The organism is Pseudomonas izuensis (genome assembly GCF_009861505.1).
Classification (GTDB): domain Bacteria; phylum Pseudomonadota; class Gammaproteobacteria; order Pseudomonadales; family Pseudomonadaceae; genus Aquipseudomonas; species Aquipseudomonas izuensis.
Map to the genome: position 1 here is coordinate 14,916 of NZ_WTFT01000046.1, position 13,907 is coordinate 28,822.

A 13,907-nucleotide genomic window follows, 5' to 3' on the forward strand; every position below is an offset into this window, starting at 1 on the left:
TTAATATTGCGATAATACTCAATTTATATTTTAAATTGAAATATGTTTTGATGATCGGACTCAATCATTACTGGAGTCCTCCCATGCCGACCCTATTGCACATCGAATCGTCACCGCGAAAAGCCCGTTCCGCGTCCCTGGCCGTTGCCCGCACCTATATTGAAACCTATCGCGCCGCCCATCCGGACCATCACGTCGATGTGCTGGACCTGTGGGCAACCGCACTGCCGGAACTCGATGGCGATGCGCTGGATGCCAAATACACCGACCTGAGCGGCGCCGCACTCAGTGAAGACCAGCAGCAGGCGTGGGACGGCTTTCGCAGCCTCGCGCAGCGCCTGCACGAGGCGGATGTCTTGCTGTTCTCGGTGCCCCTGTGGAATTTCTCCATTCCTTACAAGCTCAAGCACTTCATCGATGCGGTCTCGCACCGAGGCATCCTGTTCGCTTTCGACGAGCGTGGCCTCAGCGGGCTGTTGAAGGATAAGAAGGCGGTGGTGATTTATGCGCGTGGCCTGGACTATTCCAGGCAATCGAGCACGCCCGCCGACGGCTTCGATTTCCAGCGACCTTATTTTGAAGCGTGGCTGCGTCTCATCGGCGTCAGCGACATCGAATCGATCGTGGTGGAGAAGACGCTGTTCGGTCCCGAACTCGATCACGCCGCGCGTGAGGCAGCCAGCGCGCAGGCACTGGCATTGGCTAAATCGATCTGATCAGCTAACCCTGATCGGGTGACTGCCTTGCCGCCGGACGCAGGCTTCGCCGGCTGCCTTTCCTGATCTGAATCTGTCAGGCGTTATCAATCCATTGCCGATACCGCTTCGCCTGACGTCGAGATTTCAGCTGACTACTGATCAGTGCCATAAGCGGTGACATCCCGGGGCGTGTCCGCTTTCCTTGACTCAGCAGGCCAAGCTGCTTCTTGATCAACGAGGCTAACGCCAGCGATGCCAGTGCCCTGTTCTTCCAGCGGACGACAATGGGCTCTACTGCGGTGTTGTGACCTGCCATCCACTGGCTGGGCAGGGTCGGTTCGATAGCCAACGCCGTGGCAAGCCCGACCATCGACACCGAGCCGCTCACCACGCGCTCCGCGACTTCCTTTCTGCGCACGCCGCCCGTGACCATCAGCGGCATGTGCGCGATGTCTGCGATCCTCTCCGCGAATTCGAGAAAATAGGCCTCTCGGGCCAGAGTGCTGCCGTCGCGGGTCTGTCCCTGCATCGCCGGGCTTTCGTAGCTGCCACCCGACAACTCGACCAGGTCGACCGCCTTGGCGTTGAGCATTTCCACCACGCGAGCCGCATCCTCGGCCGCGAAACCGCCACGCTGAAAGTCTGCGGAATTGAGCTTCACCGCCACGCAAAAGATCGGTGCCACGCGCTGACGTATGGCGTCGATGGTTTGCAGGAGAATGTGCGCGCGATTTTCCAGGCTACCGCCCCAGCGGTCGTCACGTCGGTTGGTCAAGGGCGACAGGAATTGACTGAACAGATAACCGTGCGCCGCGTGAATCTGCACACCCGTGAACCCGGCACGCTCGGCCAGCACCGCCGATTGGGTATAGCGCTCGATCAGCTCCTCGATTTCCTGCTCATCCAACGCTCTGGGCGGCACAAAAGCTTTAGACAACCCGGGAATATCGACCGCAACGGCGGAGGGGCCTCTTGCCGGCTGCCCCATTGAAGCCAATAGCTGCCGTCCGGGATGATTGATCTGCATCCAGGCTTGTGCCCCGCGACTGCGGCAAGCTTCGGCCCATAAGCGGAAATGGCGCAGGTTCCGATCGTCCTCAAGCACCACGCCTGCGGGGCCGGTCAAGGCGTGGCGGTCAACCATGACGTTGCCCGTAATGATCAGACCGGCCCCACCTTGCGCCCAACCCCGATAAAGCCTGGCCAATGCTTCACCTGGCGCGTGATTTTCATTGGCAAGGTTTTCTTCCATGGCGGCCTTGGCGATTCGATTGGGAATCACGACACCATTGGGCAATCGAAGCGGTTCGAAGAGTTTTGACGCAGACATGCTCGCACCTACAGTGATGAAACTTCTACCAGTCGACATGGGCGCGCGCAGTCGTTGAATGACACTGAACGGCTGGGTCAGGAACCCTGAAATCGAATGGCTATTGAACACGCGTGTTCAACGATGCCATTAGAAATAGTCAATTGGCAAGCCCTCTGGTAATCAAACCCTTCGTTTGCCTGGCTACGCTCATCCAGCCATTTGTCAGATACTGGAAGGGGGAGGGCATTCTCATCCCGAAAAAACCCGTTGACACGAATTGAACACGAGTGTTCAATCAAGGCTCAGATGAGTCTGGAGATAAATTGTGCAATCCCTGAATCCAACACAGCGCCGCATTCATCAGGCTGCATTTCGCTTGTTCGCGGAAAAAGGCACCTTGCAAGTCAACATTCTCGACCTTGCGCAAGAAGCAGGGGTTGCGCGGGGCACGGTCTACAGCAACATCGAGAGCATGGAGACCCTGTTCGAAGCGGTCGCCAGCCAGCTCGCCAAAGAGATGCATGAACGGGTCAGCAAGAGCTTCAACTCCCTCTCCGATCCCGCCCAGCGCCTGGCCAACGGCATCCGATTCTTCATCCGCCGGGCTCACGAAGACTCCCAGTGGGGGGCATTCATCCATAAGTTCGCCATGAGCAACGCTTCGCTGCGTGAAATGTTTTCCAGCCAGGCGACGACGGACCTTCTGAGTGGGCTGTCCAGCGGCCGGTACAGGTTTCAGCAAGAGCAATTGCTCTCGATCCTGACAATGATATCGAGCAGCGTCCTCGGGTCCATTTTCCTGGTGCTGGAAGGGCACAAAACGTGGCGCGAATCGGGATCTGATACCGCCGAACTCGTGCTGCGGGCCTTGGGTGTTCCTCTTGAGGAGGCGAAAGCGCTGGCGACCGTAGAGTTGCCGGCGCTTCCTCTGATCGACTAAGCGCGGTTGCCGACACTTCGAACAAACTCCTGGCATTTTCAGGGGTTCGGGGATCGCTTTGCCCTGAGAAACTGGAAAACAACAACAATGAATAGCAAAAATGAAATCCTTCGGTTGGCAACGCAACAGCCGGCCAGGCATCCGCAACCGACGGTGAAGGCCCAGGGTCTGACTCACCTGATTTTTCAAAGGCCGGACTTGAATGAGGCGGCGCACTTCCTGACTGACTTCGGTCTGACCGTCAGTCATCAGAAAGCCGATACGCTCTATCTGCGCGGCACTGCGCCGGCTCCCTATTGCTACCGCGTGCACCGTGCAGAAAAGGCAGGCTTTGTCGGGTTCGGGCTGGCCGTCCGATCGCTCAAGGATCTGGAAAAACTGACGAAAATTCCAGGTGCCTCCTCAGTCGAGACCTCGATACATCCTGGCGGCGGCCACTGCGTCAGACTCACCGATCCTTCCGGCTTTATCGTCGAGGCAATTTACGACCAGACGCCCAGCAATCCTCTGGAGCACCGGGCTCCGCTTCCCTGGAATCTGGCGCAAGAGCAGCCGCGAATCAACGCCACGCAGCGCCCGCCGATTGCACCGCCTGAAGTGATCAAACTGGGGCACATCGTCATTGAAGTGGCCGACTATCAGGCAACCTGTGCCTGGTACACCCGGCATTTCGGGTTCATCCCCAGCGATGTGCAGGTACTCGCCGATGGCACCCCGATTGTCGCTTTCATGCGCCTTGATCTCGGCGACAGGCCGGCGGATCACCATACGCTGGCGATCGCGCAGGGGTTCATGGCGACCTACAGCCATAGCGCCTATGAGGTCGTCGATACCGACGCCGTGGGCATGGGGCAGCGGGTCCTGCGCGAGCGGGGTTGGGAGCACTCATGGGGAATCGGCCGACACATCCTGGGCAGTCAGATCTTCGATTACTGGCAAGACCCCTGGGGTGATAAGCACGAGCACTACTGCGATGGAGATGTTTTTACCGCCACACAGCCTACGGGCATCCATGCTGTGAGCCCTGAAGCCATGGCGCAGTGGGGGCAGTGCATGCCCAAGAGTTTTACCCAGCCGAAGATGAGCTTCAGCAACGTGCGAGCGCTGGTTCGCAACCTGCGACGCAGCCCGGACCTGACCCTTCGCAAGTTGATCACGCTGATGCGGATGTTCGGGTAAGCGGCCGCCATGTCGGGCATCACTACAGGGTATGGCCGGCGAGACGTGCTCAAGGCCGGTGCCTTGATCGCCGGCGGCTCGTTGATCTACAGCGTCGCCAGCCCACCCTCAGAACAACACCACAGATCTCGCGCCCTCGAGCGCGGGACAAACGCTGCTCCAGGAGTACCTTCAATGTCTGCTGTACACGTAGTCCGCTTTGAGTTTGAGAACGGTATCCACTGGGGCGTGCTGCGCCAAGACCGTATCACGATTGTCCCTGGCACCTTTGAAACCACGGGTGACTTCATCCGACAGAACACTGTTGCCGACCTCGCACAACTGAACGGTACTCAGTTGGAGGCGCACAAAGTGAAACTGCTGTCGCCGGTAACCCGCAATCAACAGTTCGTCTGCCAAGGGGCGAACTACCGACAGCACATGATCGAGTCGGGCATGGACCCGGATGCGAAGAAATACAACATGATCTTCACCAAGGCGACCAGTTGCCTGGTGGCCGCTGACAGCGTCCTGATCAAGCCGCGCAGCGTTCGTTTCCTTGATTATGAGATCGAACTCGGGCTGGTGATGAAACGCGTCATCAGCAGCGCAGTGACCGTCACCGACGCCAACCTGCACGAGTTCATCGCCGGCGTGGTCATTGTCAATGACTACTCGGCACGCGACATCCAGATCCCGCAGATGCAGTTCTACAAGGGCAAGAGCTTCCGCACCTTTGGCCCGGTCGGCCCGTACCTGTGCCTGCTGGATGCCCAGGACATGCATTACCTGAAAGCATTGCAGTTGCGCCTGACGGTGAATGGCGAAGTCCGCCAAAGCGACAGCACGGCCAACCTGGTGTATGGCCCCGCTGAAACCCTGACCGAACTCTCCTCCGTGCAAAACCTCGAGCCCGGCGACCTGATCGCCACCGGTACGCCGGCAGGATGCGCGCTGACCATTCCTTCACCCGCCAAACAACGCATTGCAGCCCTGATGCCGGAAGCCACCAAGTGGAAGCTGTTCCTCAAGGCGCAGGAAGGGCGCACGCAGTATCTCAAGGCAGGCGACGTGGTCGAAGCGCGCATTCGCAGTGCCGATGGCGTGATCGACTTGGGTGTGCAACGCAACCGAGTCGTAGAGGAAGCCTGACGATGATAGTGCGATCGCTGAACGACATTGAACATATCGAGCAGGTTTCGTTGGCGAAGCGTGGATTGGCTTCGAGCACCTATGAAGCACTGACACGTACAGCCGAGCTTAGCCCCAACGCTTCCGCACTGAGTTTCTTCACCGACGCCAGCTGCTTCGAGAACACCCACCACTGGAGCTATGCCGAACTCGTCGCAGACATCACTCGCGCGGCGAATGCCTTCCACGACCTGGGCATTACCCCGGGTGAAGTGCTGGCCTTCATCCTGCCCAACCTGCCGGAAACCCACTTCACCATCTGGGGCGGTGAAGCGGCGGGTGTCGTCATGGCGATCAATCCGCTGCAAGAGGCCAAACAGATAGGGGCCTTGCTACGGGCCGCCAACGCCAGCGTGGTGGTAACGCTCGCACCGACGCCGGGCAGTGACCTGTGGCACAAGCTGGCCTCGCAACTGGATCAACTTCCCGAGGTCAAGCACATTGTTTGGGTGGGCATGAGCCCCTACGTTGATGTCGCTCAGCGTGAATCCCTTGCATCCCTTGCACAGAAAGAACGTGAGTTGCACTGCGATGCCACGATTCACGACTTACGGACATTGATGGATGCTCAGCCAGGCACGCACCTGAAAAGCGAGCGGCAATTTCGCCCTGAGGATCGTTCCTCTTACTTCTGCACCGGCGGTACCACCGGGCTGCCCAAGATTGCGATGCGTACCCATGGGGCGGAGGTCTTCAACGCGTGGGCCATGGCCACGCACATGCAACCCCGTGGGAGTGGCCAGGTTATTTTTTGCGGGTTGCCGCTGTTCCATGTGAATGCGCAACTGGTGACAGGCCTGATGCCCTGGACCCAAGGTGATCATGTCATCCTCGGCACGCCGCACGGTTATCGCGGTGAGGGTGTGATCCCGCGCTTCTGGGAGATGGTCGAGCACTTCGGCATCAACTTCTTCTCCGGAGTGCCAACTGTCTATTCCGCACTGTTGCAAAGCGAGCTGGAAGGCCGCGACCTGTCCAGCCTGCGTTATGCCATGTGTGGTGCCGCGCCGCTGCCGGTCGAACTGTTCCGGGAGTTCGAAGGCCGGACCGGGGTAAAGATTCTCGAAGGTTATGGACTCACGGAAGGCGCGTGCGTCTCCTCGGTGAATCCGCCCCATGGCGAGCGCTACATCGGCTCCATCGGTATACGGATTGCCTATCAGGGCATGCGTGCGGTCATCCTCGATGACGCTGGAGAATATCTGCGCGACGCCGACACCGACGAAATTGGCCTGATCGCCCTCACGGGACCGAACCTGTTCGAGGGTTACGTTGAAGAGAGTCATAACCGGGGCCTGTGGATCGAGATCGATGGACAGCGTTGGCTGAATACGGGCGACCTGGGTCGCCAGGATGAAAATGGCTACTTCTGGCTGACCGGGCGCAAGAAGGAGCTGATCATCCGCGGTGGCCACAATATCGATCCCAAGCAAATCGAGGAGGCTCTGCAAGCCCATCCAGCGGTGGCCATGGCGGCAGCCATCGGCAGCCCGGACGCCTATTCGGGTGAAGTGCCGGTCGCCTACGTGCAACTGCGCCCCGGCCACGACTGTAGCCTCGAAGAGCTTGAGCAGTTTGCTCAGCGTCACATCAGTGAGCGAGCGGCCGTTCCCAAGCGGATCGAAATCCTCGAAGCACTGCCGTTGACGGCGGTGGGCAAGATCTTCAAGCCCGCCTTGCAGCAGCGTGAGGTCGCCCGAGTCATTCGGCAGGAAGTGGAACGCATGTGTCTGAAAGACATTGCGGTCGAGGTGATTCAGCATGAGCAGCGTGGGCTGGTCGCGTGCATCCGGGCCGGGCGGGATCAAGAGCCCCTGGCCCTGCTTCTGGGTCGCTACAGCTTTCAGGTGGAGTGGCTCAAATGATCCTGACTTCGTAAGTTCGGCACCCCGGCCCTGGTAGTCATCAGCCAGGGCCTTTTTCACAACTTCGATGAATGCCAACCGGCACTGCCCAGTGCACCGGAAGGCGAAGCTTTGCCTGCGCACCAACCAATAACAACAATTCGAGGTGGGAAATGAAACTGAGCAACCGTGCAACCCCGTGTCACTTTGCTGTGCGAGAAGTGTCTTGCTGGATCAAATTCGCAGGTGCCGCGGCAATACTCAGCGCCTCCACAGGCGCGGCGGCCAATGGCATTGCCTTGAATGAACAAAGTGCAAGCAGCGCGGGAACTGCTTATGCGGGAAGGTCGTCTTCCGCACTGGATGCCAGCACCATTTTTGGCAACCCGGCGGGCTTGACTAAATTGAAGCGCACTGAGATTTCCGGCGGGGCCGCGGTCGTCTCGGTGAGTGACGACATCAGTGATGCGCAGAGCAGTGCCCCGGGAACGAATAAAGGGGATTCGGTACCGCTGGGGGTTGTGCCCTTCGCGTACATGTCGACGCCGCTTGATGATCGTTTTTCGATTGGCCTGGGCCTGTATGCGCCGAGTGGGCTGATCAACGACTACGAGAGCGGCTTTCAGGGCCGCTACCATGGCTCCTACAGTACGACCAAGGAGATCACCCTTCAGCCCACCATTGCGTATCGGATCAATGATTACGTGTCCATCGGTGGCGGACCGACCATCAACCATTTCGATGCGAAGCTTCAGAATTACCTGGCCACCGGTGCGCTGAATAACGGCGAGAACACGCTGGTCACCATCAAGGGCGATGACACCGCACTTGGCTATAACGTCGGGGTGTTGTTTGACTTGAGTGATGCCACCCGTTGGGGGATTAACTATCACTCGAAGGTGGACTATGAACTCAAAGGGCACACCGAGGTGTCCGGCTCCCCGAGCGCTATTCCGCTGGACGGAAAGTATGACAACAAGATAGACATCACGATGCCCGAATCCGTGGACACGTCCATCACCCATCATTTCAACAGTCGCTGGACCGGATACGTGGGGACCACCTGGAAACGATGGAGCCGGATCCAGAAGGTCGAGGCAGTCAACAGTGGTCTTTCTCCCGTAGGCCAGGCAGCAGGTCTGGGAACTGTGACCGAAGAAATGAACTGGCGTGACACGTGGTCTACGGCCGTGGGCGCCTCGTATCAATTGAACCAGCAATGGTTGCTGCGCGCAGGCTACGCCTATGATCCGTCGCCCATCCGAAATGCCGATCGCAGCGTGCGCATCCCGGTCGGCAATCGCCAGGCCGTGACCTTGGGCGGTGCCTATTCGCCGAATTCCGATCTGACGATCGACTTTGCATACGGTTATCTCTGGGATTCCAAAGTCTCGGTGAATCAGTCGAACAACTCCGGTCTTCAACCGGCATACAGTGCCAACTACGACAACAGTGCGAATGGAATCTCAGTGCAGGCCACCTATCGCTACTGATCGCCCTGACCCAGAGCATTTCCACCAAGAATGGATTGAGAAGTTTTTCAGCACCCATGACTGAACCGGTCATGGGGGCTCGTTACAGCGGGCGGACGCTACGCGTTCCACGGCGTTAGTAGCCATGCCTGATCGAGGTGCCTTACCAGGCGCCTTGCTGTCGGTGCACTCTCCACAAGAGGGTCTCTGCTTTGTCTCTGCGCCTGTCTGAAGCTCGTCGCTATCCGTGGCGATTTGGAAGACCCCGAACTCGCACTCAGCGAGTTCGGGACGGCGCCACCGAATTACGCAAATCAAAGCCTGGAGGTGGTGTGTAGCCAACAGGACTTGGCGCCGACCGGGGACGCCGATAATTATTGGCTGATGTTTATGCGGTGTCAGGCAGGCCGTCATCGCGGGCAAGCCTTGCTCCCACAGGTTTTGTGTCGTTCGCCGGACTTCGGCACGACGCCGATCCTGTGGGAGCAAGGCTTGCCCGCGATGAGGCCCGCTCAAACAACACAAAACCCTCAGGCAGTAACATCGGGTGGGGCTTCGCTGACGCCAAACGCTACTTACGCAACATTCATCGTCTTGTGCGTATCAATCAAATGCTGCACCACACCCGGGTCCGCCAGGGTGGAAATATCCCCCAACCCGTCATATTCAGCGGTGGCAATCTTGCGCAGAATCCGCCGCATGATCTTGCCCGAACGGGTTTTCGGCAGCCCCGGCGCCCACTGGATCACGTCCGGTGAAGCAATCGGGCCGATCTCCTTACGCACCCAGTTCTTCAGCTCCAGGCGCAACTGCTCGCTGGTCTCTTCGCCGGCGATCAGGGTGACGTAGACATAGATGCCCTGGCCCTTGATGTCGTGCGGCACACCGACCACCGCCACTTCCGCGACTTTCGGGTGCGCGACCATGGCGCTTTCGATCTCGGCAGTGCCCATGCGGTGGCCGGAGACGTTGAGCACGTCGTCCACGCGACCGGTGATCCAGTAGTAACCATCGGCATCGCGACGGGCGCCGTCACCGGTGAAGTACATGCCGCGGAAGGTCTTGAAGTAGGTGTCGACGAAGCGGTCGTGATCGCCATACAGCGTGCGCGCCTGGCCTGGCCACGAATCGAGAATCACCAGATTGCCCTCGGCCTCGCCTTCGATGATGTTGCCCAGGTTGTCCACCAGGGCCGGCACCACGCCGAAGAACGGACGCGCCGCCGAACCCGGCTTGAGGCCGTGGGCGCCCGGCAACGGGCTCATCATGTTGCCGCCGGTTTCGGTCTGCCACCAGGTGTCGACGATCGGGCAACGGGACTGGCCGACGTTCTTGTAGTACCAGTCCCAGGCTTCCGGGTTGATCGGCTCGCCGACCGAACCGAGCAGGCGCAGGCTGCTGCCATCGGCACCTTCAACGGCCGCCGTGCCCTGGGCCATCATGGCGCGAATCGCCGTCGGCGCGGTGTAGAGGATGTTGACCTTGTGCTTGTCGACGATCTTCGCCACCCGGGTGATGTCCGGGTAGTTCGGCACGCCTTCGAACAGCAGCGTGGTCGCGCCGTTGGCCAGCGGGCCGTAGACGATGTAACTGTGGCCGGTGACCCAGCCGACGTCGGCGGTGCACCAGTAGATTTCCCCCGGGCGATAGTCGAACACGCGCTCGTGGGTCATCGCCGCGTACAACAGATAACCGCCGGTGGTGTGCTGCACGCCCTTCGGCTTGCCGGTGGAACCGGAGGTGTAGAGGATGAACAGCGCTTCTTCGGCGCCCATCTCTTTCGGCGCGCACACGGTGCCGGCCACCTTCATCAGGTCTTCGTACCAGATGTCGCGGTGCTGGTTCCACTTGATGTCGCCACCGGTGCGCTGGCAGACGATGACTTTCTGGATGCTGCTGGTTTCCGGGTTGGTCAGCGCGTCGTCGACGTTGGCCTTGAGCGGGATCTTCTTGCCGGCACGAATGCCTTCGTCGGCGGTGATCACCACTTTCGAGCGGCAGTCGATGATGCGACCGGCCAGGGCTTCCGGCGAGAAGCCGCCGAACACCACCGAGTGAATCGCGCCGATCCGGGTGCAGGCCAGCATGGCGACCACGGCTTCGGGGATCATCGGCATATAGATCGTCACCACGTCGCCGCGGTGCACGTCCTGGCCACGCAGGGCGTTGGCGAACTTGCAGACTTGTTCATGCAGCTCGCGGTAGGTGATGTGGCGGCTTTCGGCAGGGTCATCGCCTTCCCAGATGACCGCGACTTGATCACCGCGCTCGGCCAGATGCCGGTCGAGGCAGTTGTAGGAAACGTTCAGGGTGCCGTCGGCGAACCACTTGATGTCGACATGGTGATCGTCGAAGGAGGTCTGTTTCACCGTGGTGAAAGGCTTAATCCAGTCGAGGCGCTTGGCTTGCTCGCGCCAGAAACCGTCCGGGTTGACGACCGACTGCTGGTACATGGCCTTGTAGGTCGCCTCGTCAGTCAGCGTATTGGCCAGGACCTCGGGACGAACGGGATACAGGGAAGCCGCACTCATCTTTCTTACCTCGGTGGAATAGTTGTCTGGGTGATCTGTAACGGGGCGGTGGTCCGACCCCGGTTCAATGCCATTCAATGGCAACCTTCAAATCCTGAAGCGGCTCAGAAGCTGGTCCTGCTGACCGACGTAGCCCGCCATCGCCGAACACTGGCGGACCTGCTTTTCGGCACTGTCGGAAACTTCCAGGCTGATATCGCGGATGTTGGTCGTGTTGCGATTGATCTCCTCGGTCGTCGCGCTCTGTTCCTGCGCGGCGGCGGCAATCTGCAAGTTCATGTCATTGATCCGATAAATCGCTTCACGAATGCGCGCAAGCGTTGAGTTGGCGGCATTCGCATCACCGGCCGTCTTGCTGGCCGCGTCGCGGCTTTGCTGCATTCGCGCCTGGGCGTGTTTTACACCCGCCTGCAGTTGATCAATCATCTGGCGAATTTCCTGGGTGGATTGCTGGGTACGGGAGGCCAGCGAGCGCACCTCATCGGCAACCACGGCAAAGCCACGTCCGGTTTCACCCGCTCGCGCCGCCTCAATGGCTGCATTGAGCGCGAGCAAGTTGGTCTGGTCGGCGATGCCGGTGATGACCGCCACGATCGATTCAATGCTTTGACTGAGGGTGGACAGTTCATTAATGGCACGACCGGTGTCGTCCATCTCCACAGCCAGGTGATTGATCGCGCCCGTTGACCGGGAGACCAGCGCCACGCCGTTTTCGGTTTCCTCGTTGGCGGCAACCGCCGCCTCGGCCGCCGCCTGGGCATTGCGCGCCACATCCTCGGCTGTCGAGGCCATCTCCTGCATGGCGGTGGACAACTGATCCAGTTCCTGTAGCTGGTTCTGGACCCGGCTGGCAGCCTGATCCGCCTCACAGGACGTGGCCGTGCTGCTCTCGCGGACGTGCTGCGAGCCCGTTTTTACATCGCCGATCAGCGCCTTGAGGTTCTGCAGGAGCCGGTTGAATTCCCCGGAAACCTGGGCAATTTCATCGTTGCCGTGCACCGGCAATTCACGGGTCAGGTCGCCGCTCCCTCGATTGATATCCGCGAGCGATTCCTTGAGCTGATCCAGCGGCCAGAGCAGGCGCCTGACCAACAGCCCCAACACCAACAGGCTGAGCAATACACCCAGGCCCGTGCCGATGATCGCGCGCCAGGTCAGGACGCGGAGGGCGGCCATGACGATGTCCTGGTCCAGCACCACGCCGATGTACCAATCCATACCTTTGAGATCGGTGAGCGGAATAAAGGAAACCAGCCGGGACTTTCCACCGCTGCTGACTTCCTGAAGCCGGTTGTCGAGCGCCGGCGAGCTTCCGGCAAAAAGCTCACTGTAGGGCTTGCCGTTCAGCTCGGCGTTGGGATGGGAAATGATGTTGCCACTCTTGCTCAGCAAGAACGCATAACCGGCCCCGCCAAAATCCAGGGTATTGATGGCATCGGCCACCGCCGTCAGGCGGATGTCACCACCGAACACCCCGAGCAGTTGCCCGGCATCGCTGATCCGGGCGACAGCGGAAATCAGGATTTCACCCGTGGTGGAGTCCTTGTAGGGTTCGGTCAACACGGCCTGGTGACCGGCCTTGCCCGTCGCGTACCAGGGACGGGTGCGACCGTCATAGTCAGGCTTGGGGTTCCAGGAGGCGGTGTTCTTGATCGGTTTACCGTCGGACTCAAGGGCACCGAATACCAATTTGAATTCTTCTTTGAGAATGGGCGACTCGATGATTCGCTGGGTCGCTTGCGTGCTGTACTGACTGTCGATCGCCTGGGAGGCCAGGTCCATCAGGCGCAGCTTACCGTTGAGCCAGTTTTCAATCTGGCGTGCCACTGCATTGCTCGTTTCGGCAATACTCGCCTCGACCTGGTGACGCAAGATCGTACGTACCTGCTCTACCTGGACCAGCGACAGCAGGCTGGTGGTTACCAACAGTACACAAGCAGCCACAAGGCTTACCTTGTAACGGATTTTCATCGAGGGCTCCGCGCGGCAAGAAGGTGATTTTTCGCTGTTTTGAGACCGCCTTCGCCGGCAAGCCGGCTCCTACAAATTTTCGCGGTCTGTAGGAGCTGGCTTGCCAGCGATCAGGCTGGAGGGTTAGAAGAAACCCAGCGGATTGATGTCGTAGCTCACCAGCAGGTTTTTGGTCTGCTGATAGTGATCGAGCATCATCTTGTGGGTTTCACGGCCGACGCCGGACTTCTTGTAGCCACCGAACGCGGCGTGCGCCGGGTACAGGTGGTAGCAGTTGGTCCAAACACGACCGGCCTTGATGGCGCGGCCCATGCGGTAGGCGCGGTTGATGTCGCGGGTCCAGAGGCCGGCACCGAGGCCGAACTCGGTGTCGTTGGCGATGGCCAGGGCTTCGGCTTCGTCCTTGAAGGTGGTGATGCTCACCACCGGGCCAAAGATTTCTTCCTGGAACACACGCATTTTGTTGGTGCCCTTGAGCAGCGTCGGCTGGATGTAATACCCGCTCGCCAGGTTGCCCTCGAGTTTTTCCACCTTGCCGCCGGTGAGCAGCTCGGCGCCTTCGCCCTTGGCGATTTCCAGGTACGAAAGGATTTTGTCGAATTGCTGCTCGGATGCCTGGGCGCCGACCATGGTGTCGGTGTCCAGCGGGTCGCCACGTTTGATCTGCAGGACCTTCTTCATCACCACCTGCATGAATTCGTCGTAGATCGACTCCTGCACCAGGGCGCGGGAAGGGCAGGTGCAGACTTCGCCCTGGTTGAAGAACGCGAGCACCAGGCCTTCGGCGGCT

The 13,907-nt window shown here is 59.6% G+C and carries 10 protein-coding genes and 1 pseudogene; 6 read left to right on the plus strand and 5 right to left on the minus strand.

Translation table 11 applies throughout. The annotated features are described in order from the left end of the window. Positions 1–83 precede the first annotated feature (83 nt). A complete protein-coding gene (locus GPL81_RS28085; protein WP_160109359.1) occupies positions 84–716 on the plus strand; it encodes an FMN-dependent NADH-azoreductase in 633 nt (210 codons plus the stop codon). A gap of 76 nt (positions 717–792) precedes the next feature. On the opposite strand, the gene GPL81_RS28090 is transcribed toward GPL81_RS28085, so the two are convergent. Then, entirely contained in the window at positions 793–2,028 is a 1,236-nt protein-coding gene (locus GPL81_RS28090) for an NADH:flavin oxidoreductase/NADH oxidase family protein (RefSeq protein WP_160109369.1), read from the minus strand. A gap of 307 nt (positions 2,029–2,335) precedes the next feature. Between GPL81_RS28090 and GPL81_RS28095 the strand changes: the two genes are divergently transcribed. The 5 genes from GPL81_RS28095 (at position 2,336) to GPL81_RS28115 (ending at position 8,636) form a co-directional block, all read left to right on the plus strand. Further along, on the plus strand, positions 2,336–2,950 hold the full coding sequence (locus GPL81_RS28095; protein ID WP_160109360.1) for a TetR/AcrR family transcriptional regulator: 615 nt from the start codon (positions 2,336–2,338) through the stop codon (positions 2,948–2,950). A gap of 87 nt (positions 2,951–3,037) precedes the next feature. Continuing rightward, the gene (locus GPL81_RS28100; RefSeq protein WP_160109361.1) at positions 3,038–4,129 is read left to right on the plus strand and encodes a VOC family protein; all 1,092 of its coding nucleotides are present in this window, start codon (positions 3,038–3,040) and stop codon (positions 4,127–4,129) included. A 174-nt stretch (positions 4,130–4,303) separates the two neighbouring features. Beyond that, positions 4,304–5,260, plus strand: coding sequence for a fumarylacetoacetate hydrolase family protein (locus GPL81_RS28105; RefSeq protein WP_160109362.1), 957 nt, complete (start codon positions 4,304–4,306; stop codon positions 5,258–5,260). 2 nt (positions 5,261–5,262) lie between these two features. Beyond that, positions 5,263–7,164 (plus strand): acyl-CoA synthetase, encoded by a 1,902-nt coding sequence (locus GPL81_RS28110; RefSeq protein WP_160109363.1) that lies wholly within the window; start codon positions 5,263–5,265, stop codon positions 7,162–7,164. A 152-nt stretch (positions 7,165–7,316) separates the two neighbouring features. Beyond that, the gene (locus GPL81_RS28115) at positions 7,317–8,636 is read left to right on the plus strand and encodes an outer membrane protein transport protein (RefSeq protein WP_160109364.1); all 1,320 of its coding nucleotides are present in this window, start codon (positions 7,317–7,319) and stop codon (positions 8,634–8,636) included. 554 nt (positions 8,637–9,190) lie between these two features. On the opposite strand, the gene acs is transcribed toward GPL81_RS28115, so the two are convergent. The 4 genes and pseudogenes from acs to GPL81_RS28130 all read right to left on the minus strand — a co-directional run. Then, complete coding sequence (acs, locus tag GPL81_RS28120; RefSeq protein ID WP_160109365.1) at positions 9,191–11,146, minus strand: acetate--CoA ligase; 1,956 nt, start codon at positions 11,144–11,146, stop codon at positions 9,191–9,193. An 87-nt stretch (positions 11,147–11,233) separates the two neighbouring features. Further along, positions 11,234–11,947 carry a methyl-accepting chemotaxis protein gene (locus tag GPL81_RS32080; RefSeq protein ID WP_425502627.1) on the minus strand — a complete coding sequence of 238 codons (714 nt, stop codon included), beginning with the start codon at positions 11,945–11,947 and terminating at the stop codon, positions 11,234–11,236. A 144-nt stretch (positions 11,948–12,091) separates the two neighbouring features. After that, positions 12,092–13,117: pseudogene (locus GPL81_RS32085) on the minus strand (HAMP domain-containing protein); the annotation flags it as partial. A gap of 123 nt (positions 13,118–13,240) precedes the next feature. Beyond that, the coding region (locus GPL81_RS28130; RefSeq protein WP_160109367.1) for an aldehyde dehydrogenase family protein at positions 13,241–13,907 on the minus strand (667 nt) is incomplete at its 5' end.

Coding starts and splice junctions, on each gene's coding strand:
- GPL81_RS28105 (WP_160109362.1), top strand. CDS start 4,304: ATGTCTGCTGTACACGTAGTCCGCTTTGAGTTTGAGAACGGTATCCAC.
- GPL81_RS28100 (WP_160109361.1), top strand. CDS start 3,038: ATGAATAGCAAAAATGAAATCCTTCGGTTGGCAACGCAACAGCCGGCC.
- GPL81_RS28115 (WP_160109364.1), top strand. CDS start 7,317: ATGAAACTGAGCAACCGTGCAACCCCGTGTCACTTTGCTGTGCGAGAA.
- GPL81_RS28090 (WP_160109369.1), bottom strand. CDS start 2,028: ATGTCTGCGTCAAAACTCTTCGAACCGCTTCGATTGCCCAATGGTGTC.
- GPL81_RS28110 (WP_160109363.1), top strand. CDS start 5,263: ATGATAGTGCGATCGCTGAACGACATTGAACATATCGAGCAGGTTTCG.
- GPL81_RS28085 (WP_160109359.1), top strand. CDS start 84: ATGCCGACCCTATTGCACATCGAATCGTCACCGCGAAAAGCCCGTTCC.
- GPL81_RS32080 (WP_425502627.1), bottom strand. CDS start 11,947: ATGCAGGAGATGGCCTCGACAGCCGAGGATGTGGCGCGCAATGCCCAG.
- acs (WP_160109365.1), bottom strand. CDS start 11,146: ATGAGTGCGGCTTCCCTGTATCCCGTTCGTCCCGAGGTCCTGGCCAAT.